We start from the raw sequence: 25,277 nt of genomic DNA, 5'->3' as shown, positions 1-25,277 counted from the left end.
TCACCCGATGGTGTGAGTTTGAGTCCCGTCCTAGGATCTCAGGGTGGTGAACTGGGGCGTCGGTGGGAGGAGTTGGGGATGCTGAAGGAGTTTGCCGGGCTTTCGACGGCGGTGGTGGCGGATGCCTGTGTGCGGCTCGGGGTGGGGCTGCGGGCGGCGCCGGTGGGGGTGTCGGGGGCTGTCGTGGGGGCGCGGGCCGCGGGGCGGGTGCTGCCGGTGCGGCACTACGGGAGTGTGGACGTGTTCCTGGAGGCGTACGGGGGCGCGCGGGAGGGGGACGTGCTGGTGATCGACAACGGGGGGCGGACGGACGAGGCCTGCATCGGGGACCTCGCGGTGCTGGAGGCGCGGGCCGCCGGGGTCGCCGGGATCGTGGTGTGGGGGCTGCACCGGGACACGGCCGAGCTGCAGGCGATCGGGCTACCGGTGTTCAGCTACGGTGCGCTGCCGCTCGGGCCGCTGCGGCTGGACGAGCGGGAGCCGGAGGCGCTGCTGTCGGCGCGGTTCGGGCCGCACCGGGTGAGTGCCGAGGACGTGGTGTTCGCCGACGCGGACGGGGTGGTGTTCGTCCCGGGCGAGCGGGTCGGGGAGGTGCTGGAGGCGGCCGCGGCGATCGCCCGGACCGAGCGGGCGCAGGCCCAGCGGATCGCCGCCGGGGGCACGCTGCGCCGGCAGACCGCCTTCGACGCGTACCTGGAGCGCCGCGCCGCCGACCCGTCGTACAGCTTCCGGCAGCACCTGCGGCGGGTCGGCGGGGCGATCGAGGAGTAACCGCCCTACAGCTTCCGGTACATGACGTGCAGGCCGACGTACCCGTCGACGGGGTGCCGGAAGGCCTCGGGGACGGTGCCGACGATCTCGAAGCCGAGCGACTGGTAGAGCTTCACGGCGTGGTGGTTGTTGGCGACCACCGCGTTGAACTGCATGGCGCGGAAGCCGGATCGGCGGGCCCAGTCGAGGGTGTGCTCGACCAGGGCCCGCCCGATGCCCTTGCCGTGGTGGGCCGGGGCGACCATGTAGCTGGCGCTGGCGACGTGCGCGCCGTTGCCCGGGCGGTTGCGGTTCATGTTGGCGGTGCCGACGATCCGGCCGTCCTCGTCCACCGCGACCACCGTGCGGTCGGGGGCGGCGAGCATCCACCACTCCCGGCCGAGCTCGGAGGGCATGTCGAGGGGGTACGGGAAGGTCTCGCCGGCGGCGACGATGGTCTGGAAGAACGGCCAGACGGCCGGCCAGTCCTCGGGGGTGGCTTCGCGAATGATCATCCGGACAGGATGGTCCGCGACGGGCGGCCGGTCCAGCGGTTTTCGACCGGTCCGAAGGATTTCGGTCCGCCGGTCCCTCCTCAACGGGTGCGGGGGAGCGTGCGATTCACCCCCCTGAGAGGCAATCGAGCCGGGGTGTGGACGACTTGATGCCTCAGGAGGGTGAATTCGCGGGCGTGGCCGCCGTGTCGATGGAGACAGGCGGCGCTACAGCAGGGCGGCGGCGGGCTCGATCATCGCGCGGGCGGTCTTGCCGTCCACGTACTCGCCGAGCGCCGTCATCTCCCACTCGCCGCCGGGGCGGCGGACCAGCTTGCACATCACCACGCCGGTGCGCGGCTCGGAGTGGGTGAGGTCGAAGCGGACCAGTTCCTCGTCCGTCCGGGCGTCCAGCAGGCGGCAGTAGGCGTCGCGGACGTCGGTGAACTTCTGGCCGGAGAAGGAGTTGACGACGAAGACCAGGCCGTGGACCTCGGCGGGCAGGCCGTCCAGGTGGACGGTGATCTGCTCGTCGTCGCCGCCGGCGCCGCCGATCAGGTTGTCGCCGGAGTGGGCGATCGCGCCGTTGAAGATGTTCAGCTTCATGAACCAGGCCGTCTCCAGCCGCTTGTGGCGGGCGTCGAAGGCGAGGCAGGAGGCGTCCAGGTCGATGTCGCGGCCGCGGGCGGCGGACTTCCAGCCGAGCGCCATCCGGACGGAGGAGAGGAAGGGGCGGCCGTTCTTGACGAGGGAGACGGAGCTGCCCTTGACCAGGTTGACCCGGCCCTTGTCCAGGGTGATCTTGGCGGGCGCGGCCGGGGCGGGGGGCGTGGACGGCGGCGCGGGCGGGGCCGGGGGCAGCAGGTGCGAGCCGGTGGCGAGGGCGATCCGCGGGTCCACCGGGGCGGCGGGGGGTACGGGCGGAGCTGCGGGCGGTACGGGCGGGGTGGCGAGCTGGACGGTCGGCGCGGCCGGGGCGGGGGCCGCGGCTGGAGTCGGTGCGGCGGCCGGGGCCGGGGAGTCGTCGACGGTGACGCCGAAGTCGGTGGCGATGCCCGCGAGGCCGTCGGCGTAGCCCTGGCCGACCGCGCGCACCTTCCAGGCGCCGTTGCGCAGGTAGACCTCGACCACGATCAGTGCCGTCTCCAGGCCCAGCCGGGGCGGGGTGAAGGTGGCCAGGACCTCGCCGGTGTCGGCGTCGCGGACGGTGGCGGTGGGCTCCATCCCGGCGAAGGTGGAGCTCTGGTCGGCCGGGCTGGCGGTGACCACGATCTTGGTGATCGCGGCGGGGACGGCCCGGGTGTCGACGGTGATCGCGTCGGGAGAGCCGGCGGCGGCCGGGCGGTGGCTGACGCCGGGGCCGTTCGGGGCGTTGAAGAAGACGAAGTCGTCGTCCGAGCGCACCTTTCCGGCGTCGGTCAGCAGCAGGCCGGAGACGTCCAGCGCCTTGGGCGCGGTGACCTCGACGGTCACTCGCGCGGCGGTCAGTGGTGCATTGCCGCCTTGGGTCAGGACGGTGGGCACGGACTCCTCCTCGGGTGCGGAACGACGGCCCCGGTCGGGGGCTGCGGGGGAGCCGGGCCGGGTGCTGCCCACAGTAACGAACGAGGGTGCGGGGATGCGCCCGTCGGGGCAGCTCAGCTGTCGGATCGTCGGATTGTCGAGACGTTGTCACCGTGGGGCTACAGCCGGCTGCCGGGGCGGCCGTCGGGTGGTCGGGACGGTCAGCGCGAGGCGGGGGCCTGCGGGGCGGCCGGGACCTGTGGGACGGCCGGGGCCTGTGGGACGGCCGGGGCCTGCGGGGCGGGGGCGAAGCCGCCGAGTGCGGCGACCGCGCGCGGGTGGCCGATGGCGAAGGCGGAGGCGCTCCAGCTCTCCGCCGGGGCCGCCGGGGGTGCCGGGACCGACTTGCGGACCGTGGACGGGTCGGTGGCGGCCGGGCGGGTGCCGCGCACGCCGAAGCCGTAGTGGCCGGGCCGGACGTCGGTGCCGGGCGGCGTGGTGAAGCGGTAGACCAGGGTGCCGCGCTCCTGCTGGGCGGTGACCACGGCGCCGGGCAGGTCGGTCCAGGCGGTGCCGGGGCCGGGGGCCGAGTCGCCCGGGGCGAGCCGGAACTCGGTCTGCAGCGCGGTGACCGGCTCGGTCACGGTCAGCACGAGTTCGTGCCGCAGGCCGTCGCGGCCGAGCGGGGCGACCAGGGAGGCGCCGGACAGCGCGTGGTCGGCCTCGGGGTCGGTGCCGTCGGGGAAGTCGGTTCCGGCGGGGGCCGTGGAGCAGGCGCCCGGGACGGTGGCGGCGGGCGGCGGCCCGGGGCGGGCGGGTGCGGTGGGCTTCACCCCGGGCAGGTTCGGCGACTGGCCGGGCGCGGGCTGGTCGGCGGTCGGCGCCGGAGGCTGGGCGGAGGGCGAGGGCCCGGCCGGCGCGCCCGCCTCGGTGCCGGCGAGCTGCGTGCCGGGCGGCGGGGCGTCCTGCTCACCGGAGGTCTGACCTCCGGAGGTCTGCCCTCCGGCGCTGTGACCGCCGGCCGGGGCCGACGGGTCGGCCGAGCGGTTGGCGGGCGGGGTGGCCATGACCGGCGCCGCGCCCGACGGGTGCGTGGACGGACGGCCCGAGGGGCGGGCGCCGGACGGCCCGCCGGTGGCAGAGGCGTTGGAGGAGGAGCCGGTCGGGGTCTGCGCGGCGACCGCCTCGGCCTGGTCGGTGGCGCCCGGGGTGGGCGGCGGGGTGGTGCCGACCCGGGCCACGCCGGCCCGACGGCCGATCCCCTGCTGTTCGTTGAGCAGGAGGGTGGTGGCGATGCTGATGCCGACGACGGTGGACATCGCCATCGCGGCGCCGGAGAAGCGCAGGGTGGGCAGTCGGAGCCGACCGCCGAACGGGCGGGGCCGTCCGTGTCGGCCGTGCCGTGCGGGTTCGTGCTGCACGTCCCGCGCGGTGTCCTCGCGCGCAGCCAACCGGACCCCTCCCTCCCCGAAGCCGCCGTCGCGTCGCCGTATTCTCCCACGCGCTGCCGCCGGGCCCGGCTCCGGCCGTCGGGGGCCGGTCCGCCGCGGGCCCGCGTCGGGGAGGGGGAGAGCGTACCAGCGGGCGGTCGCACCGTGGACGGGTTCCATCCATTTCGTGGACATCCGTTCGACACAAGGAAGTTGACGTTCCGTCCGACAGGCGCGGCGGGGTCGAGGGGTGCCGGACCGGGGCTGTTGCAACCCCCTTGCAACCCTTGCCCGCCCGGTCCGGGGTGGCGCAGGCTGAGTCCATCCCACGCCGTCCCGGAGAGACCGTCATGCCGCCCGACCCGCTGTCCGCAGCCTCCAGTGCACCCCTCGCCGCCACCCCCACGGGCGGCGATGGGGACGGCTCCACCGCCGCTCCGGCGGCGGTGGAGGACGTGCTGACGCTGCGGATCTCGCTGGGCGAGGAGGTCGTCGGCGAGGTGCGAACCCGGTTCCGGTACGAGACCGCCCGCCCGTACGAGGTGCTGCTGACCTTCCACCTGGGGCGTCCGGACGAGGCCGACTGGGTGTTCTCGCGCGAGCTGCTGCGCGACGGCCTGCGCATGCTGAGCGGCCAGGGCGACGTCAAGCTGTGGCCGGCGTACTGCCCGTGCCACGGCTCCACGCTGCACCTGGCCCTCGAATCCCCGCACGGCAGCGCGCTGCTGGAGGCCTCCAAGCCCCGGGTGCAGGCCTGGCTGGACCGTACCTACGCGCTGGTCTCCGAGGAGCAGGAGCGCGACTGCGGCCCCACCGACGACCAGCTGGCCGCGCTGCTCGCGGACGGCTGAGGGCGGCCGGTCGAGGGCGGCCACCGCTGACGCCCGGTCGGCTCAGCAGCCGAGCGGGCTGTCCCCGGGCGTGCGCGGCGCGGGGACGGGCGGCGCCGCGCCGGGCAGCCGGGCCGTGCCCGCGGCCAGCGCAGCCCGCAGCCGCCGGACGGCCGGGGCCGAGGAGGCGGGCAGCAGGTCGTACGGGTCGTCCGGCGCGTCCACCGTGACCAGCACCGACTCGGCGATCCGGTACGGCCGGTGGGCCAGCAGTCCGCCCAGGTAGCGGCGCAGCCGGGACAGTTCGGCGCGGACCGTCACCGTCCGGCCCGCGTCGCCGAACAGCGCCTCGGCGAGCTGGGCGGCGGTGCGGCCCTCGCGGCCGGTGGCGAGCAGGAGCAGCAGTTCGGCGTGGCGCGGGCTGAGCGGGTGGGACCAGCTGCCGACCGCGCCCCGGACGGACAGTTCGGGGCGGTCCGGGCGGCGCAGGTCGAGCCGGAGCCGGGCGCCCTCGACCTGTTCGGCGGTCACCGCGCCGGAGCCGTCCTCGCCGGGCGGGCGCACCGGGCGCACCAGCCAGCCGTCGGCCAGCGGTTCCAGCACGCACTCGCCGAGGCCGGGGACCCAGTGCACGGCTGCGGGTGCCCAGCCCTCGCTGGGCACCCGCAGCCGGTTGGGCGGCGGAAGTCCGGCTGCGGCGGCGGTCCAGCCGGCCGCGTCGACCACGAGGGCCGGGCCGCCGACCCGGGCGAGCACCGGGGCGGCCAGGGTGCGCAGCTGGTGCAGCGCCTCCAGCCGGTGGGCGCGCAGCTCGGTCTCGGCGAGCCGGGCGGCGGTGGCGGTGAGCTGGAGCAGGTAGGGGCGGATGCTGTGCGCCGGGCCGCTCAGGTTGACGGCTCCGACCAGCTGCCCGGTGCCGGGGTCGTGCACGGGCGCGGCCACGCACGTCCACGAGTGGTGGCTGCGCAGGTAGTGCTCGGCGGAGTGGACGTGCATCGGGCGCTGGGCGCGCAGGGCGACGGCGATGCCGTTGGTGCCGACGCTCTCCTCGGTCCAGCGGGCGCCGGTGATGAAGCCGATCCGGTCGGCGCTGCGGCGCAGCCCGCGCTCGCCCTCCTGCCAGAGCACGTGGCCCTCGGCGTCGGCGATGGCGAGGATCAGCGGGAGGGCGCCGGTCGGTTCCAGCAGGGTCTCGCGGAGCACCGGCATGATCGCGTCGAGTCCGCTGGTGCGGCGGCGCTGCTCGATCTCGCCCGGGCCCAGCAGCACGGTGGCGGCGCCGGTGTCCGGGTCCAGGCCGAGGCGGCGCAGCCGGGCCCAGGAGTCGTCGATCTCGGGGCGGGGCCGGAGCAGGCCGGGGGCGCCGACGTCCTCGGGGGAGGCGGGCCCGGCGAACTCGCGGGCGGCGGCGTCGGCGAGCGTGCGCTCGTGGACCTTGGCCAGCTCCGCCGCGGTCGGCGGGGTGCGGCGCTCTGGTCGTCGGGACTGCCGTCCGGTCTGCCGCACTCGGTTCGCTCCTCGCCGCCGTTCGAGGTCGCGCCGGGGTTGACGCGCTGACGAAAGAGTACGGGGGCGGTGGGCCCGTGGGGATGGGGTCTGCCAAGTCGGCATACCGGACGGTACGAACGGGCCGGGCCCGGCTCGGACCGCGCGCGGTCCGAGCCGGGCCGCGCCCCGGTCAGGGCTGTTCGCCCGTGCCCTGCTGGGCGGCCTCGACGGTGTGGTGCAGGTCGGCGGTGGCCTCCAGGGTGGCGGCCGTGCTCAGCGCCAGGCAGACGGCCAGGGCCAGCCCGACGGCCCGCAGCCCGGTGCCGGGGGCGGCGGCAGGGCGGGGCCGGAGCAGCGCGGCGACCCGGCGCGGCACCGGGCCGGAGTGGGCGGCCGGGGCCAGCCGGGGCCGGGCCGGCCAGGGGGAACGGCTCGCGGCGAGGGCGGCCCGGCCGACCGCGCGGGCGGTCACGGCGCGGTCGCCGACCCGGGCCGCCGCCACCTCGTCGGCCCAGCGCTCCAGGTGGTACCCGAGGGGCGTGCGGAGCGGGCGGAGCGCCGGGTGGACGGCGGCGGCGTGCTCGGCGAGGGCGAGGAAGACGTGGTGGCGAGCGGCCAGGTGGGCCCGCTCGTGCGCCAGCAGGGCGGAGCGCTCGGGCCCGCTGAGGGCACGCAGCATGCCGGAGGTGACCACGATCCGGCCGGGCTCGCCCGCGCGGCCGGGGCGGGGCAGGCGGCCGGGCAGGGCGAAGGCGTCGGCGCGCTCGTCGTCCAGGACGGTGAGCGGGGGCTCGCCGGGCCGCAGCAGGGCGCCGAGCGCGGCGCCGGTGCGTCGCAACGGGGTTCCGGTGGGCGGCAGTGGGGTTCCGGTGGGCCGCGGCGGGGTGAGCGGTTGCGGGGTGCGCGCCCGGCGCACATCCGGATGCCGGTCGTGCCGGTCGTGCCGGTCGTGCCGGCCAGGCCGGGCCCGGCTCGGCAGGGCGGCCCGGGCCGCGCGCAGTTCCCGCCGCCGGCGACGCGCGGTGCGCACCGCGAGGGCGGTGAGGGCGGCCAGCGCCAGGGCGGCCGCGACGGCGGCGAACGGGGCGGCCGGTGCGGCCGAGCTGAGCCAGGGCAGCGAGAGGTGGCCGAGGGCGGCGACCGGTGGCAGCTGGAGCAGTCCGGCGGCGGCGAGCAGGCCCAGTGAACAGAGCGTGCCGCCGGCCAGGACGGTGGCGCTGCCGGACAGCATCCAGGCCGCGGCCCGGGGCGACAGCGCCTCGGCGAGGCGGCGGGCCAGCGGGGCGGCCAGGAAGGGGAGCAGCAGCGGGGCCCAGACGGCGATCATCATCGGCCGGCCGCCTCCGGTGCACCCGCCTCCGGCCGGTTGCCGTTCGGGGCTCCGCCGGTACCGGGGCCGCCGTCGGTCGCGCCGTCGCCGAGCAGGTCGCGCAGCAGCTGCTCGTCCTCGGCGGAGAGGTCGGAGACGAAGCGGGCCAGCACGGTGGAGCGGTCGGCCTCGCGGCCCAGTTCGGTGTGCATCCGGCGGGCGGCCAGCCCGGCGGTGTCCTGGACGGTCGGGGTGTAGGCGTAGGCGCGGCCGGCCCGGGTGCGTTCGACCGTCCCCTTGTCGTGCAGCCGGGCCAGGATCGTCGCGATCGTGGTGCGGGCGAGGTCCCCGCCGAGTGTCGCCTGGACGTCCTGCGGCGTCATCGGCTGCCGGGTCGACCAGAGGGCGGCCAGCACCTCGGCCTCCAGCTCCCCGGCGGGCCGGCGGACGGACGGTACGTCGGACATGGCGGCGCTTCCTCCAGGTTTCGTCTACAGTCATGTAGACCGTCTACGTCACTGTAGACGGTCCGGGCGGGTTCGGCCGGGCACCGCCGGGCGGGGCGGCTCCGTGCGGAGCCCCCGGTCCGGGCGGGTCATGCCGGGAACCGCCCCCCAACGTACGGGAGGTCCGCCAGCCTTGCTCCAGTTCCCCGGCGATCCGGCCGTTCACCTCGCGGTGAACCCGCTGGACGCGTCCTCACTGCTCGCCGCGTTCGGCGCGCTCGGCATCGCCGTGGTGCTGTTCGCCGAGACCGGCCTGCTGGTGGGCTTCTTCCTGCCCGGCGACTCGCTGCTGTTCACCGCCGGACTGCTCTGCGTCCCCGGCGCCACCAAGGGCCCGCAGCTGGAACTGTGGCAGGTGCTGCCCGCCGCCCTGGTCGGGGCGCTGGCCGGCGCCCAGGTCGGCTACCTGCTCGGCCGGCGCGGCGGACGGGCGCTGCTGCGCCGCTCGCAGCGCCGCAGCCTGCGGGAAGGCGTCGCCCGGGCCGAGGAACTGCTGGCCAGGTACGGGCACGGCAAGGCGATCGTGCTCGCCCGGTTCATCCCGGTGGTCCGAACGGTGCTGAATCCGCTCTGCGGCGTGCTGGACGTGCCGGTCCGCTCGTTCACCGTCTGGCAGGTCGCCGGCGGGGCGGTCTGGACGGTCGGCGTGGTGCTCGCCGGGTACGGGCTCGGTTCGTCGATCCCCGGCATCGACCGATATCTGCTGCCGATCATCGGTCTGGTAGTAGTTGTCTCCGTGCTCCCCATTGTTCTCGAACTGTTCCGTGCCCGTCAGGCGCGCCGTCATGGAGGTGACAAGTGACGTCCTCCCGGATCCTCGCCGTCTACGACGGCAGCGGCATCGACGGCAGCCTCTACACCCAGGTGAACAAGTGGGCCGAGGCGGCCCCGCACTGGCTGGACGAAGTGATCAAGGTCTGGTCGGCGATCGGCCTCGGCCTGTTCGCGCTGTTCATGCTCTGGGCGTGGTGGCGGGCGCGCGGCGCGGACTCGACGGTGATGGCCAGGGTGCTCGCCTCGCCGGTGATCGTGGTCGTCGCGTACGCCGCCAACTCGGTGCTCAAGGGCATCGTCGAGGAGCTGCGGCCCTGCGCGCAGATCCCCGGCAGCGTCTCGCTGGAGACCTGCCCGGCCACCGGGGACTGGTCCTTCCCGAGCAACCACTCGGTGATCGCCTTCGCCGCCGCGGCCTCGCTCTGGTTCGTCAACCGGCGGCTGGGCTGGATCGCCGGGCTGTTCGCGGTGCTGATGGCCGCCTCCCGGGTCTGGGTCGGCGTGCACTACCCGCACGACGTAGCGGCGGGCGCGCTGGTCGGCGTGCTGGTCGCCGTGGTGCTGGCGCCGCTCGCCGGGCGCTGCGGGCCGCTGGTCGGCCGGATGCGGTCCGGCCCGCTGCGGCCGCTGCTCGGGCCCGGGGAGCTGCCGGCCGTCGCGCCCGGGTACGCCCCGTACGGCGCCGGGCGGCACTGACCCCCGACCCGATCGACCCCTGTCGCGACTGCCGGTACGGCCTTTGCTGCGGCCCTTGTTGCGACTCGGGTGGCGGGTAGAGCATGTGAGCCGGGCGTGGGGCCTCCCCCGGGAGGCGCCCGCCCGGCTCAGTCGTGCCCGGGGCGCGAGGGCTCCGGGGCGGTGCCAGCGGAGGGAGTGCCGAATGCCGTACAGACTCGACATCACGCAGGGGAACTGGCCGGGCGACCTGCTGCACAAGGGCGTGGAGGGGCTGCTGGCGGAGGCCATGGTGCTGACCCTCGCCACCGCCGGCCACGAGCACGGGCCGCACGCCAATCTCGCCTTCTTCGCGTACGACGACGACCTCGTCCTGTACTTCGTCAGCGAGCGCTCCACCCGGCACAGCCACCACCTGGCCGAGGAGGCCCGGGCCGCGGCCACCGTCTTCCTGCCGCCGCCGGTCTTCGGCGAGCAGCTTCGCGGGCTGCAGCTGACCGGCAGCGCGAGCGAGGCCTGGGGGCGGCAGGCGGAGGCGGCGCTGGCCGCGTACCAGGGGCGGTACCCCTCCTTCGCGCAGGACGAGGAGGTCCGGCGGCAGTTCCTCACCGGGGGCGGGGCGGCGGCGCTGTACCGGTTCCAGGTGGAGGAGCTGACGGCCGTGGACGAGCCGAACTTCGGGCGGCGCAACTACCTGCGGGCGCGGGTGGCGCGTTCGTAGCGTTCGTAGCGGGCGTGGCTGCAGGCGTCGGGCGGGCGCTCGGTTGCGGCCTCCGCCTACTCGCGGGTTGGCTATACAACTTTTCAGGTGGTTCACCTGCGGGACGGCGTTCCGACGCCCCGGGGACACCTGGGCGCACCACTCTGGCCGCATGAGAGTCATCGTCGTAGGAGCAGGCGTGCTCGGCACCATGCACGCCTGGCAGGCCGTCGAACGCGGCCACGAGGTCGTCCACCTGGAGCGCGAGACCGAGGCGCGCGGCGCCTCGGTCCGCAACTTCGGCCTGGTCTGGGTCAGCGGCCGGGCCCGGGGCGAGGAACTGGACACCGCGCTGCGCGCCCGCGAACTGTGGGAGCGCATCGGTGCCCGTGTCCCCGACCTCGGCTTCCGGGCCAACGGCTCGCTCACCGCCATCCGCACCGAGGCCGAACTCGCCGTCGCCGAGCAGGCCCTGACCCTGCCCGACGCCGCCGCCCGCGGCTACCGGCTGCTCGACGCCGACCAGGTCCGGGCCGCCGAGCCCGCCCTGCGCGGCAAGCTGCTCGGTGCCCTGCGGTGCGAGCGCGACGCCGCCGTCGAACCCCGCGCCGCCCAGCCCGCGCTGCGCGCCGCCCTCCAGGCCACCGGCCGCTACACCTTCCTGCCCGGGCGCGAGGTCCGCGACGTGATCGGCGAGAACGCCGTCCGCGACGACCACGGCGACACCCACACCGGCGACCTGGTCGTCCTCTGCACCGGCGCCTGGCTCGGCGGCCTGGTCCGCGAACTCGCCCCCGCCCTGCCCGTCCGCCGAGTCCGGCTCCAGATGATGCAGACCGACCCGCTCGGCGAAACCCTCACCGGCTCCGTCGCCGACGGCGACAGCTTCCGCTACTACCCCGCCTTCGCCGGCACCGCCCTGGACCGGCTGCGCGAGGTGCAGCCGCAGCCCGAGACCGCCGCCGAGCACAAGATGCAGCTGCTGATGGTCCAGCGGCGCGACGGCGGGCTGACCATCGGCGACACCCACGAGTACGACCAGCCCTTCGGCTTCGACGTGGTCGAGGACCCGTACGACCACCTGGTCGGCGTCGCCGAGGACCTGCTCGGCCGCCCGCTGCCGCGGATCCGCCGCCGCTGGGCCGGGGTGTACGCCCAGTGCGTCGACACCACCCGGGTCGTCCACCGCGAGCGGGTGCGCGACGGCGTCTGGCTGGTCACCGGCCCGGGCGGCCGCGGCATGACCTGCTCGCCGGCCATCGCCGAGACCACCGCCGAACTCGCCAACCTGTAAGGAACGTCGACGTGACCGATGTGACCCCTGTGACTGCTGTGACCGATGTGACTGCTGTGACCGATCCGAACCGGACGACCGCCGACATCCGGCTGGTCGTGCTCGACATGGCCGGCACCACCGTGGCCGACGGCGGCCTGGTCGAGCAGGCCTTCACCGCCGCCGCGGCGACCCTCGGCGTCGAGGCCGGCAGCCCCGACTTCGAGCCGATGCTGGCGCACGTGCGCGCCACCATGGGCGAGTCCAAGATCTCCGTCTTCCGGCACCTGTTCGGCGAGGAGGAGAAGGCCCAGCGGGCCAACACCGCCTTCGAGGCCGCCTACCACGACCTGGTCGACGCCGGCCACTGCGCCGCCCTGCCCGGCGCGGCCGAGGCCATCGCCGAACTGCGCGGCCAGGGCCGCAAGGTGGTCCTCACCACCGGCTTCTCCCGGGCCACCCAGGACCGCATCCTCACGGCCCTCGGCTGGCAGTCCGTCGCCGACCTCACCCTCTGCCCCGCCGAGGCCGGGCGCGGCCGCCCGTACCCGGACCTCGCGCTCACCGCGCTGCTGCGCACGGGCACCGAGTCGGTGCGGCAGATCGCCGTCGCCGGGGACACCGGCTACGACATGCTGACCGGCGTGCGGGCGGGCGCCGCGGTGGTCGCCGGCGTCCTCACCGGCGCCCACGACGCGGCCCGGCTGCGGGCCGACGGCGCGACCCACGTGCTCGGATCGGTGGCGGAGCTGCCGGCGCTGCTGGGGCCCGTCCGGGGCTGACCGGGGCTGACCGGGGCTGACCGGCGCAGTCCGGGCCCTGGGGGAGCAGGACGTCGGGCGGAGCAGGAAGTCGGGCCGGCCGACTTCCTGCTCCGAGTTCAGGATGACGCTTCGGTGAGCGCACCCCTGCGCCGGCGGGTGGCCTGGACGCCGAGGTAGCCCACCCCGCCCATCAGCGCCGCGTTCAGGGCGGCGGCGATCGCGAGGTCCGTCGGCAGGCTCAGGTCCTGCGGGCGGTGGACGGCCGCCCGGCGCCCGGGATCGTAGCGGACCGTCACCCGGTCGCCGACGGCCAGCGCGTGCAGGTCCTGGACCAGCACGCCCAGCGGCGCGCCGTCCACGCTCGTCACGTCGTACTCCGAACTCGGGTGCTTGCCCTCGGGGTGGTCCCACGCCGCCGTGACCACGGCGGTGGTGTCCACACCGGAGAGGTCGAGGATCACGTCGTCCCGGGCGTGCGACACCGCCGCGGTGGCGGTCGCACCCACGGCGACCGCGAAGAACGCCACGAAGCACCCGAACATCCGCCCGGCCAGCCGGACCATGCCCACCGTCCAGCCGACCACCAGTGCCACCCCGAGGGCGAAGGCGGCCGACCCCCCGAGGAAGGTGCCCGCGAGCACCAGCCCGACGCTCCCCACCGGCACCGCCGCCACCAGCGCGGCCGTCCCCCGGTGCCTTCGGATCCCGCCCATGGCGCCCCCGTTCGTACAAGCGATCGGAGGGAAGGCTACGCCGCCGCCGAAGGTGCCTTCCGGCGGGGGCGGCTGCCGAAGCGGGCGAACCAGAGGAGGAGGACGGCGATGCCCGCGTTGAGCCCGATCACCGACCACAGGGAGGCCGTGGAGCCGGCCTCGCCCGGGAGCTTGGGCGCGACGCGCCCGGCCGGGTCCATCCGGACGGTGACGGTGTCGCCGGGCCTGAACCGCTCGGAGTCCTGCGCCAGCGGCCCGCCGGGAACGCCCGCGCCGTCCGCCGACGCGAGGGCGTAGCTCCAGGTCGTCGAGCCGCGGGAGGACTTGTCGGCCTTCGCGGAGACCACCACGGCGTTCACCTCGCGGCCGGAGGAGAGCACCAGGTTCTGCCAGGCGTCCCCGCCCGCGGCGGTGGCCATGATGACGGCCAGGGCGACCAGGGCCAGCGCCCCGCCGACGTCCTTGTAACCGGGGTCGCTCCCGGGCCCTCGGAGCTTGACCAGCCCCACGCCCGCCAGCACGAGGTAGAGGACCACCAGGCCGACGACGAGGAGCGTGCCGACGTAGCCGCCGGCGAGCACGATGCCGATGAACAGGCAGGTCAGGACGGTGATCAGGGCGGCGGCCCGGCCGAGCCACGGGCGGGTGGTGCCCGTGGCCGGGGCGGACCGGGCGAAGGTCATCCGAAGGCCTTCCGGACCGGGTCCCACTCTTCGGGCGGGAGGGCGTCGAGGCTTTCGTCGCGGGGCGGGTGGAAGGAGAAGCCGCGGAAGGCGGTGGCGAGCAGCGGCAGCCACTCGTCCCAGTAGTCGAGGTCCTCGGTGGTGAAGACGGCGGCGACCACGTGCGGGCTCCACGGGTGCGGGAGCAGCAGTTCGAGCTGGCGCACGGTGCTGACGGTGGACTCGGGCACGCCCCACACCGCGCCGGGCACCGGAACGGTCAGGTCGCGGGCGGCGAGGGCGGCGCGGCCCACCGGGAGGTCGACCACGCCGACGTCGGCGTCCGGCCAGGCCTCGGCCAGCTCCTCGGCGACGCGGGCCGGGTAGCTGCCGGGCGGGCCCTGGTCCTGCGGGCGCAGGAAGACGGCGAACATGCCGTGGATCGGCTCGCCGTCCTCGGCGCGGACCAGGCAGCTGGACACGTGGACGGCGCCCTCGCGCAGTTGGGCCTGCAGGGCGGTCTCGGCGGCGATCACGGCGCTGAGCTTCTGCTCGGGGCGGGCCTCGGGGAAGAGCGCGTGGAGCTGTTCGGCCGCGCGGGCCATCCGGTCGCCCAGGTCCTCGTCCAGGTCGACGGCGGTGAACCCCGCGGGGAGGGTGAGCCAGAGCGGGGGCAGGACGGCCCCGGGGGTCTCAACGGCCATAGCCGGCCGCCCATCCGGTCACGCCGATCAGGTTGCCGACGGTGGACACGGTGCCGACGATCGCGTTGGCCTTGCCACCGCCGGTGGCGAGGCCGCCCGAGCCGAGGAGGTTGTTGCCGCCGGTGGTGTAGTTGACCGCGCTGGTCAGGCCGTTGCTCGGGTTGTCCTGGGTGAGGGCGTACGCGGTCGGGGCGTTGAGGCCGGCGGTGGTGACGGCCTGGACGCCGTCGGAGACGTTCATCGCGGTGGCCTTGGAGAGCCCGAGCTTGATGGCGGGCTTCTCGACCGCCGCGACGAAGAGCGGGTTCGCCGGGTCGACCGCCCGGGACGCGGCCCGGACCTCGGTCGAGCCGGCGGTGACCACCCCGCGCACGCCCGCACCGGCGGCGCTCGCCTCCCGGGCGGCGCTCACGCCCTTGGCGGCGACTCCCACCCCGGGGATCGCGCCGAGGACGTCGCCGCCCAGGGTCAGCCAGTTGCCGATGTTCTTCTGCGGCGGCCACAGCTGGCCCTTGGCCGCGTACTGGGCGGTGTGCGCGCCGGCGGCGGCGGCGCTGAACAGGATGGCGGGCAGGGCGAAGGCGGGGAAGAAGATCGCCGCGACGCCGCAGACGCCGGCCGCCACCGTCAGCAGGTCGGCGCCGTGGTTCTTCAGCCAGTTGCCGACCTTGCTGAGCCACCCCGGCTCGGGCGGGGCCTTGCTGTCGGCGGCCTTGCGGATGGCGTCGGCCGTCTTGTGGGCGTCCGCCTTGTGGCCCTCGGCGAGTTCGTGGGCCTGGCTCTGGAGGCCGGTGAGTTCGGCGGTCGCGTTGCCGACCAGGGTGGCGGCGGCGTCGAGGTGGCTCTTCGCCTTGTTGTAGCGCTGTTCGGCGGCGGCGAGGGAGGCGTCGTCGGGGAAGTTCTGGCCGGCCAGTTTGAGGTCGGGGGCGGCGGCCGCGGTGGCGTGGGCCTGTTCGGCCTCGGCCTTCTTCTGCTTGGCGGCGACCGCGGCGCGCGCCAACTCGGCGGCCTTGGGCTGGTGTTCGGTCAGCGCCTTGTACCAGATGTCGAGGGCCTGGTAGGCGGCGGTGATGGAGTCGGCGGCGTCCTGGAGGTAGCCGGGGAGCTTGCCGAACTGGCCGGCGAAGGCCTTGGCGGCATCGCCGGTCCACTGGCCCTGGTTGGCGCTGATCTGGGAGAGCGTGGTGTGGACGCCGCTCAGGTGCGTGCCGACCCGGCGCAGGCTTCCGCTGAGGGCGGTGACGGCGGCGGAGTCGCCGGGGGTCGGGTTGAAGCCGAGGCCGGACCAGTCGGGCGCGGCTGCGGGCGTGGGGTCGCTCATGCCTGGGCCGCCGTCGGGGTGAGGGCCTTGGTGATGCTCTGCTCGGTGCCGTCGTAGCTCTGCTGTACCTTGTCCAGGCCGTCGTCGAGGATCTTGACGCACTCGCGGACCTTCTTCAGGCCGAACGCCCACTTCTCCTTGAAGTGCCCGCAGGCCTCGTCCAGGAAGTCGTAGCCGGTGCCGCTGTGACTGGCTGCCTCGAAGGCCTTGAGCCCCTGGTCGAGTTCGTCGCCGCAGCCTTTGAGGTCCTGGGCCAACTTGGCGAGGAATTCCGTACTGACCGTGAAGTCGGCCACTTTTGCCCCCCGATGCGTCGATTGTCGGACCGGGTGAGCATAACCCTCGTGGGTGCGCGGGTGATCGGGCCGGGAGGATCAAACCCCCGTCGTTACGGGACTTTTACGGGCCGTCGACGCGCCCTTGACGTCGGCGGCCCCACGGCGAGCAGGAGGGGGCAGCGGGTTGCTTCAGTGGCGCCAGAAGCCGCGCTTCGCCGGGGTGACGAGCCGGGCGACGGCGGTGACGAACAGTTCGGCGACGGGGGAGGGCCCGGGCCCGTGGTTGAGGTGGCCCTGGGGGGTCCACTCGCCGAGGACGGTGCCGGGGCTGCCGTCGAGGGGGTGGAAGGCGTGCTCCAGGGTCAGGTAGCGGACGGTCTTGCCGCCCTTGGGGTGGACGGCGGCGACGAAGTGGGCCTCGGTGGCGCCGACCGGGGTGGGCAGGGTGACCAGCAGCAGGTGGTGGCCGTCGACCGACAGGTGGCGGCAGTCGAGGCCGTGGCCGGGCAGGCGGTCCTCGGGCGGGAGGGTCTGGGCGAGGCCGTCCCAGATCCGGGTGATGACGGGCAGCAGGCTGCCGCCGTCCGGGGCCGGGGTGGCCACTCGCGGGCCGAATTCGAGCACCTGGCGGGCGAGCTCGCGGTGGACGAAGCGGTAGTGGTGGGGCCTGGGGTCCGTCATGGGGGACACCGTAGCGAACGGCCGGGAGCGGGAAGTCGGCCCCTCCGACTTCCCGCTCCCATGCGCGAGTTGACCAGCTGTTTCACGAACTGACGATGCGTCAGATGTGCCAGATGCGTCAGATGCTTCAGATGCGTCGGATTCGCCTCAGTGGCTGCTCTTGAGGTTGATCACGACCACCCCGGCGATCACCAGCGCGATCCCCAGCCACTGCAGCCGCCCGAGCGATTCGCCGAAGGCGACCACGCCGATCCCGGCGACCGCCGCCGTCCCGGCGCCCGACCAGACCGCGTACGCGACCGAGACCGGGATGTGCTTGAGGGCGCGGCCCAGCAGCAGGAAGGAGAGCGCGTAGCCGACGCCGACCCCCAGGCTCGGCCAGAGGCGGGTGAACCCCTCGGTGAGCTTGAGGCAGCTGGTGGCGCAGACCTCGCTCAGGATGGCGAGGGCGAGCAGGACGTAGGGCATGTCAGGGTCGAACCGGCGGCGCGGCGGTGATCTTCCCGAGCAGCGCGAGGTCGGCCTGCTCCAGGCTGGCGAGCAGGGTGATCCGGTCGCCGTCCGGCATCGGGGTGGCGGTGGACGGCACGGCGAGCACGGCGCAGCCGGCCGCGCTGGCGGAGGCGACCCCGGTGGGGGTGTCCTCGACGGCGACGCAGCTGGCCGGGTCGAGGCCGAGCCGTTCGGCGGCTGCGAGGTACGGGTCGGGCGCGGGCTTGGTGCGGGCGGTGTCCTCGGCGGCGAGGGTGACGGCGAACCAGTCCCGGCCGATGGCGGACAGCACGAGGTCGACCACCCGGCGCGGGGAGGCGGAGACCAGCGCGGTGGGCACCCGGGCGTCGCGCAGGGACGCCAGCAGGGCGAGCGCGCCGGGGCGCGGAACCGTCTCGGCGGCGACCTTGCCGGCGAAGGAGTCGCCCAGCCGGGCGGCGAGTTCGGCCTCGCTGAGGGTGGTGCCGCTGACCCGGTGCAGGTGGGCGGCGGTGTGCTCGACGGCCTGGCCGAGGACTTCGGGGGCGTCCCGGTCGGTGAGCGGGTGGTGCAGCTCCTCGGCGACCTCGGCGGCGGTCTGCCACCACAGCTGCTCGGTGTCGACCAGGGTGCCGTCCATGTCGAACAGGACGGCGGCGGGGAGCCCGGGGGAGGCGGGCAGGGGGGATTCAGGCATGGCGGTACCTTCGGGGTGGTTCAGCTCGGGTGATTCTCGCAGAGCGCGTTCTGCGAGGGTCAGGCGGGCCAGGCGGGTCGGGCTGGCTACACGGGTCAGGCGGGCTACGCGGGTCAGGCGGGACGGCGGTCCACCAGCACGGGGCGCTGCGGCAGGGTGAGCTCGGCGTGCGAGCCGACCGGCAGGGCGGCGGTGGCCTCGGTGGGCAGGTCGGCCTTGACCTCGGTGCCGTCGGCGAGGCGGACGGTGATCCGGGTGACGGCGCCCAGGAAGGACGCGGAGACGACCAGCGCCGGGCCGTCCGCGGCGGGGGTCAGGGTGACGTTCTCCGGGCGGACCAGCACCTGCAGCTCGCCGTCGGCCGGGATCTCGCCGTCCACCGCGTGGCGGCGGCCGAGCACCTCGACGCCGTCCGAGGTGCGGGCGCACGGGATGCGGCTCATGGTGCCGACGAACTCGGCGACGAAGGCGGTGGCCGGCCGGCCGTACAGCTCGGACGGGGTGGCGCACTGCTCCAGCCGGCCCGCGCGCAGCACGGCGACGCGGTCGGCCATGGACAGCGCCTCCTCCTGGTCGTGGGTGACGAACAGGGTGGTGATGCCCAACTCCTGCTGCAGGCGCCGGATCTCCTCGCGCAGCTGGAGGCGGACCTTGGCGTCGAGCGCGGACAGCGGCTCGTCCAGCAGCAGCACGCGCGGCTGCAGGGCGAGCGCGCGGGCGAGCGCGATGCGCTGCTGCTGGCCGCCGGACATCTGGTGCGGGTAGTGCTCGGCGCGGTGCGGCAGGCCGACCAGCTCCAGCAGCTCGTGGGCGCGCTTGCGGCGCTCGGCCTTGCCGGCGCCGCGCATCCGCAGCCCGAAGGCGACGTTGTCCAGCGCGGTCAGGTGCGGGAAGAGGCTGTACGACTGGAACACCATGCCGGCGTCGCGCTTGTGCGCGGGGATCGCGGTGATGTCCCGGCCGTCGACCAGGACCTCGCCGGAGTCGTGCTGTTCGAAGCCGGCCAGGATGCGCAGCGCGGTGGTCTTGCCGCAGCCGGACGGGCCGAGCAGGGCGAGCAGTTCGCCCGGCCGGACGGTGAGGTCCAGGCCGTCCAGGGCGGTGGTGGCGCCGAAGGAGCGGCGCAGCGCGCGGAACTCGACGGTGGCGCTGCCGGTGGCGGTCCGGTCGGGGAGGGTGGCCGTGGTCATGGCGGGTGACTCCTGGAGAGCGTGGGGTGGTTCAGGACCGGGCGGTCTTGCGGCCGCGGCCGGCGGCGGACATCAACAGCAGGACCAGCCAGACGATCAGCAGGCTGAGCATGGAGACCGCGACGGACATCTGGCCGTCGCTCTTGCCGTTGGAGTTGATCCACACCGAGAAGGGGGCGAAGCCGAGGATGGAGGCGGTGGTGAACTCGCCGAGCACCAGGGCGACGGTGAGCACGGCCGCGTTCAGCAGCGCGCTGCGCAGGTTGGGCAGGACGACGGTGAACACCGCGCGCAGCCAGCCGGCGCCGCAGTTGCGGGCGGCCTCGACCAGGGTGACGACGTCCACGCCGCGCAGTCCGGCGTCGATCGCCCGGTAGGCGAAGGGCAGCGCCATCAGCACGTACGCGATGACCAGGACGATCGGGAAGTCCGGGTTCTGGATCGCCACGATGGTCTGGAACAGCGGGGTGTCCTGCAGGTAGTCCGGGCCCCAGCGCAGCACGCCGATGATGCCGGTGGTGAGCGCGACCACCGGGACGACCAGCGGCATGGAGCACAGCACCTCGATCACCGGGCGCAGCCTGGGCGCGCCGAGCCGGGAGGCGAGCATCGCCGGGACGAGCAGGAGCAGCAGCACCGCGACGGTGACGCCGGCCAGTTCGAGGCTGAGCACCAGGCTGTCGGTGAAGCCGGGGGCGTTCAGCAGCTCGGTGTAGGCGCGGAAGGTGGTGCCGCCCTTGTTGTCGTCGATGCTGAACCACAGCGAGGCGGCCATCGGCACGGCGAAGTAGATGCCGCAGAGCAGCAGCACCAGGCCGCGGCCGAAACGGATGCGTTCGATCAGGCGAGCCACTTGGCACTCCGGCGCTGAAGGGGCAGGTACACGGCCATCACCAGGCAGGCGACCACGATCATGTCGAGGCCGAGGGCGAGGGCGAGGTTGCCCTGGCCGACCAGGACGTTGCCGGACAGGGCGTCGCCGATCTGCATCGAGATCAGCGGCACCGAACTGCCCACCATGGCCTCGGCGGTGGCGTACGCGGCGAAGGAGGCGCCGAACAGCAGGACGAAGCCGCCGAGCAGCGAGGGCAGCAGGACGGGCAGGGCCACGTGCCGCCAGTACTGCAGGGCGGTGGCGCCGTTGTTGTAGGCGGCCTCGCGCCACTGGACGCGCAGGCCCTCCAGGGCCGGGGTGACGGTGATGACCATCAGCGGGACCAGGAAGTAGAGGTAGACCACGGACAGGCCGGAGAAGGTGTAGAGGCTCCAGCCGTGCGCGGTCAGCCCGAGCTTCTTGGTGACCTCGCCGGAGTTGCCGAGGGTGGCGACGAACATGAAGGCCAGCGGCACGCCGCCGAAGTTGGCGAGCACGCCGGAGGCGGACATCACGGCCTCGCGGAACATCCGGAACCGGGAGGTTGCCACGGCCTGGGCCAGCGGCAGGCCGACGACGGTGGCGATCAGTGCGGTCAGCAGCGAGAGCTTCACGCTGCCCCACAGGGCCGTCCAGTAGGCGCCCTGGAGGGAGCCGGTGAGGTTGTCGGTGGTGAAGGTGCCGCCGCCGTCGGGGGCGTCCGAGGAGGTGGTGAACGCGCCGATGGCGATCGCGACGGCGGGCAGGCCGAAGCCGATCACGAAGAACAGCAGCAGGGGGAGGGCGGCGAGCCAGGCGCGGCTGCCGCCGGACCGGCGCCGGCCGGGGCGGGGGGCCTTGGCGGCTTCGGCGGTGGTGGCCTTCGTGGCCTTGGTGGGCGCGGTGGTCGCGGCCGTGGTGCTGGGGGTTGCGGGGCCGGGGGCGCCCCCGCCGCGCTGGGCGGCGGAGGCGGTGGCCGGCACCGGGGTGGGAGCCGTGGTCATCTCAGGTCAGCCCGCGATCGCCTTGGCCCAGTTCTCGGTCACGGTCTTCTTGGCCGCGTCCGTCTGGTCCTGGGTCGGGAAGGTGGTGAAGGGCTTCTCGACGGCCGGGAGCTTGGCGGCGGCGGCCGCGTCGAGGGTGCCGGCGGCCTTCATGGCGTCGAACAGGGCGGGGGTGGCGTAGCCGCCGAGGAAGCCGTTCTGGCCCTGGGCGCTGTAGAGGTACTCCTCCCACAGGCGCGCGGCGGCCGGGTGCGGGGCGTCCTTGTTGATCGCCTGGTTGTAGTACTGGGCGTAGGAGCCGTCCGAGGGGATGGCCACCTGCCAGTCGATGCCCTTGTCCTTGAACTTGTCGCTGTAGCCGGCGTTCAGGTACGACCAGTCGATGCTGATCGGGGTCTCGCCCTTCTCGATGGTCGCCGGGGTGACCTCGACCGGGTTGAAGTTGCCGGCCTGCTTGACCTTGCCGAAGAAGTCGATGCCGGGCTGGATGTTGTCCAGCGAGCCGCCGTTGGCGAGCGCCGCCGCGTAGACGGCGCCGAAGGCGGCACCGGCCTTGGTCGGGTTGCCGTTGAGCGCGACCATGCCCTTGTAGTCGGGCTTCAGCAGGTCGGCGAAGGTCTTCGGGCAGACGGACACCTTCTTGGCGTCGCAGCCGATCGACATGTAGCCGCCGTAGTCGTTGTAGCGCAGGCCCGCCGGGTCCTTCATGGTGTCCGGGATCTTGTCGAAGTCGGCCACCTTGTACGGGGCCAGCAGGCCCTGCTTGGCGGCGCTGATCGCGAAGGCCGAGCCGAGGTCGACGACGTCGGGGGCGCGGTCCTGGCCCTTGCGGGAGGTGACCGCGTTGATCTCGTCCTGGCTGGAACCGTCCGGGTTCTCGTCCTCGATCTCGATGCCGTACTTGGCCTTGAAGTCGTCCATCAGCTTGCCGTAGTTCGCCCAGTCGCGCGGCAGCGTGATGGCGTGCAGCTTGCCCTCCTTCTTGGCTGCGGCGACCAGGCCGTCCATGCCGCCGAAGTCGGCGACCGAGGTGGCGGTCTTGGCGTTCTTGCCGCCCGCGGCGTCGCCGGACTTCGCGGAGGAGCCCGCGGAGCCGCAGGCGGTGAGGGAGAGCGCGGCAGCGGTCAGGACGGCCGCGAAGGCGGCGGAGCGGGCGCGGTGCACGGACACGGGTCAGTCTCCTGAGAAGGGGGAACTGCGAGTGGGCGTCTCGATCGGGGGATCTGGCGAGTGGCGGTCCGGAGTGGTCCGGGCTTCGGGGGCTGTCCGGAACCGTCCGTCGGGTTGTTTCGGAACCGTCCGTCGGGTCGGGGGGAACCGTCCGTCGGACCGTTCGGAGCCGTCCGAGTTGACTAGCCAACTTCGCTGACGGGCCTAAGTACGCCGGAGCTCGGTGACGGGAAGGTGAACGGACGGCCCAGAACCGGGGTCGGCTGCGGGAACGGTGGAATCCGGCCATCGGAGCGTGATCCGTTCGGTGCGATGCTTCGAAGACGCAGCGGGATAGGGTCGGACCGTCCGCGCCGGCACCGCTGCGCAGGACACCGCCCCAGGAGGGACATTGACTGACGTGGCAACAGAGCCCCAGCGCCCCGAGGCCGCGGAACGCCCCGCCACCGAGGGGCGCCCTGTCGCGGCCGAGGAGCGGGCCGCCGGCGCGCTGTACCGGAAGGTGGCCGCCGACCTGCGCGAGGCCATCACCACCGGCGCCTTCGGCGAGGCCGGCCGGCTGCCTGCCGAGGGCGCGCTGGCCGAGCAGTACGGCGTCTCCCGCGGCACCGTCCGCCAGGCGCTCGCGGTGCTGCGCTCCGACGGGCTGGTCACCTCCCGCCGCGGCACCCGCCGGGTGGTGCTCGGCGGCGCCCGGGTGCAGAGCTTCTCCGAACTGCTCAGCTTCACGCACTGGGCGTACTCGATGGGCGAGGAGCCCGGCGGCATCCTGGACTCGCTGGTCCGCCGCCCGGCCGACGCCGCCGAGCGCGAGCAGCTGCGCCTGGAGCCGGGCGCCGACGTGTACGTGACGGTCCGGCTGCGCACCCTGTCCGGTACGCCGGTGATGGTCGAGCGCACCGTCTACCCGCCGCGGGTCGGCGAGATCGTCGCCGAACTGCCGCCGGACGTGGTCTCGCACACCGAGGTGCTGCGCGAGCACGGCATCCTGTTCACCGACGCCGACCACACGATCGACGTGGTGGCGGCCAACGCGGAGGACGCCCGACTGCTCGGCTGCCGCCGGGGCAGCCCGCTGCTGCGCGAGCGGCGCCGGACGACCGACCCGACGGGCACACCGGTGGAGTGGTCCCAGGACCGCTACCTGCCCGGCACGGTGGCGTTCAGCGTGCACAACTCGCTGGCCACGTCGGCGCTTTCGCGGCACGCGCGGGAGATGGACTGAATATTCGCCCGCTCGCCTCCGGCGGTGCACCCGTCAACGGCCATTCGGGTGAGGGGGCTGGGGTTCAGCGCGTTGCGGCGCGGGGAGTCCGGGGTGCTGCGGCACTGTCGGGAGGATTTCCCCCACCTGAGAGGCGCTGTGCCATGGCCCATCCCAACACCACGACCCCACCCGCCGCAGGACATACCGAGCTCAAGCGCGAGGTCGGCGTCATCGGACTGCTCTGGGCCTCGGTCGGCGCGATCATCGGGTCCGGCTGGCTGTTCGGCGCGCAGAAGGCGGCGGTGGCGGCAGGACCCGCGGCGCTGGTGTCCTGGGCCATCGGCGCGGTGGCGATCATCCTGCTGGCGCTGATCCACGCCGAGCTGGGTGGGCTGTTCCCGGTGGCGGGCGGCACGGCGCGGTATCCGCACTACGCCTTCGGCGGGTTCGCGGGAATGTCGTTCGGCTGGTTCACCTGGCTCCAGGCGGCGACGATCGCGCCGATCGAGGTTCAGGCGATGATCAACTACGCCCGGCACTGGTCCTGGGCGGACGGCTTCCTGAACGAGGACCTGACGCTGACCGGGACGGGCTTCGTGGTCGCGGCCGCGCTGATGGGTTTGTTCGTCGCGATCAACTTCCTCGGCGTCCGACTGCTCGCCCACACCAACAGCGTGGCCACCGTGTGGAAGGTCGCCGTCCCGATCCTGACGATCTTCGCGCTCGGGCTCACCGAGTTCCACGGCTCCAACTTCACCGTCCACGGCTTCGCACCGGACGGCGCCAAGGGCGTGCTCGCCGCGATCAGCACCAGCGGCGTGATCTTCGCGCTGCTCGGCTTCGAACAGGCCATCCAGTGGGCGGGGGAGAGCCGCAACCCCCGTCGGGACATCCCCCGAGCCGTCCTCGGGTCGGTGGTGATCGGCACGATCGTCTACGTGATGCTCCAGGTGGTGTTCATCGGCGCCCTGCCGCCGTCGACCTTCGCGGGCGGCTGGGACACGCTGGACTACCCCGGCATCAGCGGCCCGTTCGCGGGCCTCGCGACGCTGATCGGGCTCGGCTGGCTGGCGACGATCCTCTTCATCGACGCCGTGATCTCGCCGGCCGGCACCGGGCTGGTCTACATCACCTCCAGCTCCCGGGTCACGTACGGCCTGAGCCGCAACGGCTACGCGCCGCAGGCCCTGCAGTACACCGACCGCAACTCGGTGCCATGGCTGGGCCTGATCATCGCCTGGGTCGCCGGCGTGATCTGCTTCCTGCCCTTCCCGAGCTGGCAGCGGCTGGTCGGCTTCATCACCTCGGCGGTCGTCCTGATGTACGCGGGCGCGCCGCTGGCCTTCGGCGTGCTGCGCAAGCGGCTGCCCGGGCTGGAGCGGTCGTACCACCTGCCCGGTGGCACGGTCATCTCGCCGCTGGCCTTCGCGGTGGCGAGCCTGGTCATCTACTGGTCCGGCTGGGACACCCTGTGGCGGCTGGGCCTGGCCATCGTGATCGGGTACGTGCTGCTCGGCGGGTACTCCGCGTACGCCACGTCGAAGGGGGTGCCGAACGCCCCGCGGATGGACTTCAAAGCGGGGCAGTGGCTGCCGGTCTACCTGGTCGGGATGGGGATCATCTCCTGGCAGGGCACCTTCGGCGTCGGCTCGCAGGGGAACCTGCCGCTCTGGTGGGACATCCTCGTCGTGGTGGTGTTCTCGCTGGTGATCTACTACTGGGCCCTGGCGGTCGCCCTGCCCGCGGAGGAGATCGAGCGGAACATCCGTGGTGTCGAGGTGGTGGAGGTCGAGGGGCACTGAGCACCCTGGACGGAGCGGCCCCCGAGGT

Annotated in this window: 27 protein-coding genes; 9 read left to right on the top strand and 18 right to left on the bottom strand. The window is 74.2% G+C overall.

Translation table 11 applies throughout. The annotated features are described in order from the left end of the window. The first annotated feature begins 78 nt into the window (after positions 1-78). The gene (locus tag CRP52_RS08335) at positions 79-771 is read left to right on the top strand and encodes an RraA family protein (protein WP_097235814.1); all 693 of its coding nucleotides are present in this window, start codon (positions 79-81) and stop codon (positions 769-771) included. A 5-nt stretch (positions 772-776) separates the two neighbouring features. Here the strand turns inward: CRP52_RS08335 and CRP52_RS08330 are convergent, their stop codons facing one another. The 3 genes from CRP52_RS08330 to CRP52_RS38110 all read right to left on the bottom strand — a co-directional run bounded on the left by CRP52_RS08330 (position 777) and on the right by CRP52_RS38110 (position 4,198). Continuing rightward, on the bottom strand, positions 777-1,265 hold the full coding sequence (locus CRP52_RS08330) for a GNAT family N-acetyltransferase (RefSeq protein ID WP_097235813.1): 489 nt from the start codon (positions 1,263-1,265) through the stop codon (positions 777-779). A 207-nt stretch (positions 1,266-1,472) separates the two neighbouring features. Further along, a complete protein-coding gene (locus CRP52_RS08325; RefSeq protein ID WP_257032359.1) occupies positions 1,473-2,768 on the bottom strand; it encodes a TerD family protein in 1,296 nt (431 codons plus the stop codon). Positions 2,769-2,968: 200 nt separating this feature from the next. Next, the gene (locus tag CRP52_RS38110) at positions 2,969-4,198 is read right to left on the bottom strand and encodes a hypothetical protein (protein ID WP_097235812.1); all 1,230 of its coding nucleotides are present in this window, start codon (positions 4,196-4,198) and stop codon (positions 2,969-2,971) included. Between the two features lie 329 nt (positions 4,199-4,527). Between CRP52_RS38110 and CRP52_RS08315 the strand changes: the two genes are divergently transcribed. Next, entirely contained in the window at positions 4,528-5,028 is a 501-nt protein-coding gene (locus CRP52_RS08315) for an SsgA family sporulation/cell division regulator (RefSeq protein ID WP_097235811.1), read from the top strand. 42 nt (positions 5,029-5,070) lie between these two features. On the opposite strand, the gene CRP52_RS08310 is transcribed toward CRP52_RS08315, so the two are convergent. The 3 genes from CRP52_RS08310 to CRP52_RS08300 form a co-directional block, all read right to left on the bottom strand. Further along, positions 5,071-6,513 carry a helix-turn-helix domain-containing protein gene (locus tag CRP52_RS08310; RefSeq protein ID WP_218893080.1) on the bottom strand — a complete coding sequence of 481 codons (1,443 nt, stop codon included), beginning with the start codon at positions 6,511-6,513 and terminating at the stop codon, positions 5,071-5,073. 172 nt (positions 6,514-6,685) lie between these two features. Beyond that, positions 6,686-7,825, bottom strand: a complete 1,140-nt coding sequence (locus tag CRP52_RS08305) for a M56 family metallopeptidase (protein ID WP_257032358.1) — start codon at positions 7,823-7,825, stop codon at positions 6,686-6,688. Continuing rightward, entirely contained in the window at positions 7,822-8,271 is a 450-nt protein-coding gene (locus tag CRP52_RS08300; protein WP_097235809.1) for a BlaI/MecI/CopY family transcriptional regulator, read from the bottom strand. The genes CRP52_RS08305 and CRP52_RS08300 overlap by 4 nt, the downstream gene beginning before the upstream one ends. Positions 8,272-8,443: 172 nt before the next feature. On the opposite strand from CRP52_RS08300, the gene CRP52_RS08295 reads away from it, so the two are divergent. From CRP52_RS08295 to CRP52_RS08275, 5 genes are all read left to right on the top strand, one after another. Beyond that, positions 8,444-9,112 carry a DedA family protein gene (locus CRP52_RS08295; RefSeq protein WP_143685687.1) on the top strand — a complete coding sequence of 223 codons (669 nt, stop codon included), beginning with the start codon at positions 8,444-8,446 and terminating at the stop codon, positions 9,110-9,112. Further along, entirely contained in the window at positions 9,109-9,780 is a 672-nt protein-coding gene (locus CRP52_RS08290) for a phosphatase PAP2 family protein (RefSeq protein ID WP_257032357.1), read from the top strand. The genes CRP52_RS08295 and CRP52_RS08290 overlap by 4 nt, the downstream gene beginning before the upstream one ends. 184 nt (positions 9,781-9,964) lie before the next feature. Further along, complete coding sequence (locus tag CRP52_RS08285; protein ID WP_097235807.1) at positions 9,965-10,480, top strand: pyridoxamine 5'-phosphate oxidase family protein; 516 nt, start codon at positions 9,965-9,967, stop codon at positions 10,478-10,480. Positions 10,481-10,631: 151 nt separating this feature from the next. Continuing rightward, entirely contained in the window at positions 10,632-11,753 is a 1,122-nt protein-coding gene (locus tag CRP52_RS08280; protein WP_097235806.1) for a TIGR03364 family FAD-dependent oxidoreductase, read from the top strand. 56 nt (positions 11,754-11,809) lie between these two features. Continuing rightward, positions 11,810-12,514, top strand: coding sequence for a phosphonatase-like hydrolase (locus CRP52_RS08275; protein ID WP_097235805.1), 705 nt, complete (start codon positions 11,810-11,812; stop codon positions 12,512-12,514). 98 nt (positions 12,515-12,612) lie between these two features. Here CRP52_RS08275 and CRP52_RS08270 read toward each other — a convergent pair whose 3' ends face one another. The 12 genes from CRP52_RS08270 to CRP52_RS08215 all read right to left on the bottom strand — a co-directional run bounded on the left by CRP52_RS08270 (position 12,613) and on the right by CRP52_RS08215 (position 22,240). Then, positions 12,613-13,209 (bottom strand): hypothetical protein, encoded by a 597-nt coding sequence (locus CRP52_RS08270; RefSeq protein ID WP_097235804.1) that lies wholly within the window; start codon positions 13,207-13,209, stop codon positions 12,613-12,615. A 35-nt stretch (positions 13,210-13,244) separates the two neighbouring features. Continuing rightward, positions 13,245-13,892, bottom strand: a complete 648-nt coding sequence (locus CRP52_RS08265) for a hypothetical protein (RefSeq protein WP_097235803.1) — start codon at positions 13,890-13,892, stop codon at positions 13,245-13,247. Further along, on the bottom strand, positions 13,889-14,575 hold the full coding sequence (locus CRP52_RS08260; protein WP_097235802.1) for a hypothetical protein: 687 nt from the start codon (positions 14,573-14,575) through the stop codon (positions 13,889-13,891). The genes CRP52_RS08265 and CRP52_RS08260 overlap by 4 nt, the downstream gene beginning before the upstream one ends. Continuing rightward, on the bottom strand, positions 14,565-15,896 hold the full coding sequence (locus CRP52_RS08255) for a hypothetical protein (RefSeq protein ID WP_097235801.1): 1,332 nt from the start codon (positions 15,894-15,896) through the stop codon (positions 14,565-14,567). The genes CRP52_RS08260 and CRP52_RS08255 overlap by 11 nt, the downstream gene beginning before the upstream one ends. After that, positions 15,893-16,192 (bottom strand): hypothetical protein, encoded by a 300-nt coding sequence (locus CRP52_RS08250; protein WP_097235800.1) that lies wholly within the window; start codon positions 16,190-16,192, stop codon positions 15,893-15,895. Before CRP52_RS08250 ends, CRP52_RS08255 begins: the two co-directional genes overlap by 4 nt. A gap of 171 nt (positions 16,193-16,363) precedes the next feature. After that, entirely contained in the window at positions 16,364-16,855 is a 492-nt protein-coding gene (locus CRP52_RS08245; protein WP_097235799.1) for a hypothetical protein, read from the bottom strand. Between the two features lie 147 nt (positions 16,856-17,002). Continuing rightward, positions 17,003-17,323: a DMT family transporter gene (locus CRP52_RS08240; protein ID WP_097235798.1), complete on the bottom strand. Its 321-nt coding sequence runs from the start codon at positions 17,321-17,323 to the stop codon at positions 17,003-17,005. Between the two features lies 1 nt (position 17,324). After that, complete coding sequence (locus CRP52_RS08235; RefSeq protein WP_097235797.1) at positions 17,325-18,023, bottom strand: HAD family hydrolase; 699 nt, start codon at positions 18,021-18,023, stop codon at positions 17,325-17,327. A 113-nt stretch (positions 18,024-18,136) separates the two neighbouring features. Next, positions 18,137-19,213, bottom strand: coding sequence for an ABC transporter ATP-binding protein (locus CRP52_RS08230; RefSeq protein ID WP_097235796.1), 1,077 nt, complete (start codon positions 19,211-19,213; stop codon positions 18,137-18,139). A 31-nt stretch (positions 19,214-19,244) separates the two neighbouring features. Next, positions 19,245-20,054 (bottom strand): ABC transporter permease, encoded by an 810-nt coding sequence (locus tag CRP52_RS08225; protein ID WP_373560546.1) that lies wholly within the window; start codon positions 20,052-20,054, stop codon positions 19,245-19,247. Beyond that, the gene (locus CRP52_RS08220; protein WP_097235795.1) at positions 20,054-21,070 is read right to left on the bottom strand and encodes an ABC transporter permease; all 1,017 of its coding nucleotides are present in this window, start codon (positions 21,068-21,070) and stop codon (positions 20,054-20,056) included. Before CRP52_RS08220 ends, CRP52_RS08225 begins: the two co-directional genes overlap by 1 nt. Positions 21,071-21,076: 6 nt before the next feature. Then, positions 21,077-22,240, bottom strand: coding sequence for an ABC transporter substrate-binding protein (locus CRP52_RS08215; RefSeq protein ID WP_097235794.1), 1,164 nt, complete (start codon positions 22,238-22,240; stop codon positions 21,077-21,079). A 490-nt stretch (positions 22,241-22,730) separates the two neighbouring features. Between CRP52_RS08215 and CRP52_RS08210 the strand changes: the two genes are divergently transcribed. Next, positions 22,731-23,465 (top strand): GntR family transcriptional regulator, encoded by a 735-nt coding sequence (locus tag CRP52_RS08210; RefSeq protein ID WP_097239929.1) that lies wholly within the window; start codon positions 22,731-22,733, stop codon positions 23,463-23,465. 143 nt (positions 23,466-23,608) lie between these two features. Next, positions 23,609-25,249 (top strand): APC family permease, encoded by a 1,641-nt coding sequence (locus CRP52_RS08205; RefSeq protein ID WP_097235793.1) that lies wholly within the window; start codon positions 23,609-23,611, stop codon positions 25,247-25,249. The last annotated feature ends 28 nt before the right edge of the window (positions 25,250-25,277 follow it).

The organism is Streptomyces sp. 1331.2 (assembly GCF_900199205.1).
In the GTDB taxonomy this organism is placed as follows: Bacteria; Actinomycetota; Actinomycetes; order Streptomycetales; family Streptomycetaceae; genus Kitasatospora.
The sequence above is the reverse complement of the archived record's forward strand: the minus strand, read 5'-3'. Positions and strand labels throughout refer to the sequence as shown.

Bases quoted from the DNA above. Each gene is read 5' to 3' on its own strand.
- CRP52_RS08335 (WP_097235814.1), top strand. From the start codon at position 79: ATGCTGAAGGAGTTTGCCGGGCTTTCGACGGCGGTGGTGGCGGATGCC.
- CRP52_RS08330 (WP_097235813.1), bottom strand. From the start codon at position 1,265: ATGATCATTCGCGAAGCCACCCCCGAGGACTGGCCGGCCGTCTGGCCG.
- CRP52_RS08315 (WP_097235811.1), top strand. From the start codon at position 4,528: ATGCCGCCCGACCCGCTGTCCGCAGCCTCCAGTGCACCCCTCGCCGCC.
- CRP52_RS08305 (WP_257032358.1), bottom strand. From the start codon at position 7,825: ATGATGATCGCCGTCTGGGCCCCGCTGCTGCTCCCCTTCCTGGCCGCC.
- CRP52_RS08300 (WP_097235809.1), bottom strand. From the start codon at position 8,271: ATGTCCGACGTACCGTCCGTCCGCCGGCCCGCCGGGGAGCTGGAGGCC.
- CRP52_RS08285 (WP_097235807.1), top strand. From the start codon at position 9,965: ATGCCGTACAGACTCGACATCACGCAGGGGAACTGGCCGGGCGACCTG.
- CRP52_RS08280 (WP_097235806.1), top strand. From the start codon at position 10,632: ATGAGAGTCATCGTCGTAGGAGCAGGCGTGCTCGGCACCATGCACGCC.
- CRP52_RS08270 (WP_097235804.1), bottom strand. From the start codon at position 13,209: ATGGGCGGGATCCGAAGGCACCGGGGGACGGCCGCGCTGGTGGCGGCG.
- CRP52_RS08265 (WP_097235803.1), bottom strand. From the start codon at position 13,892: ATGACCTTCGCCCGGTCCGCCCCGGCCACGGGCACCACCCGCCCGTGG.
- CRP52_RS08260 (WP_097235802.1), bottom strand. From the start codon at position 14,575: ATGGCCGTTGAGACCCCCGGGGCCGTCCTGCCCCCGCTCTGGCTCACC.
- CRP52_RS08255 (WP_097235801.1), bottom strand. From the start codon at position 15,896: ATGAGCGACCCCACGCCCGCAGCCGCGCCCGACTGGTCCGGCCTCGGC.
- CRP52_RS08245 (WP_097235799.1), bottom strand. From the start codon at position 16,855: ATGACGGACCCCAGGCCCCACCACTACCGCTTCGTCCACCGCGAGCTC.
- CRP52_RS08240 (WP_097235798.1), bottom strand. From the start codon at position 17,323: ATGCCCTACGTCCTGCTCGCCCTCGCCATCCTGAGCGAGGTCTGCGCC.
- CRP52_RS08235 (WP_097235797.1), bottom strand. From the start codon at position 18,023: ATGCCTGAATCCCCCCTGCCCGCCTCCCCCGGGCTCCCCGCCGCCGTC.
- CRP52_RS08230 (WP_097235796.1), bottom strand. From the start codon at position 19,213: ATGACCACGGCCACCCTCCCCGACCGGACCGCCACCGGCAGCGCCACC.
- CRP52_RS08220 (WP_097235795.1), bottom strand. From the start codon at position 21,070: ATGACCACGGCTCCCACCCCGGTGCCGGCCACCGCCTCCGCCGCCCAG.
- CRP52_RS08205 (WP_097235793.1), top strand. From the start codon at position 23,609: ATGGCCCATCCCAACACCACGACCCCACCCGCCGCAGGACATACCGAG.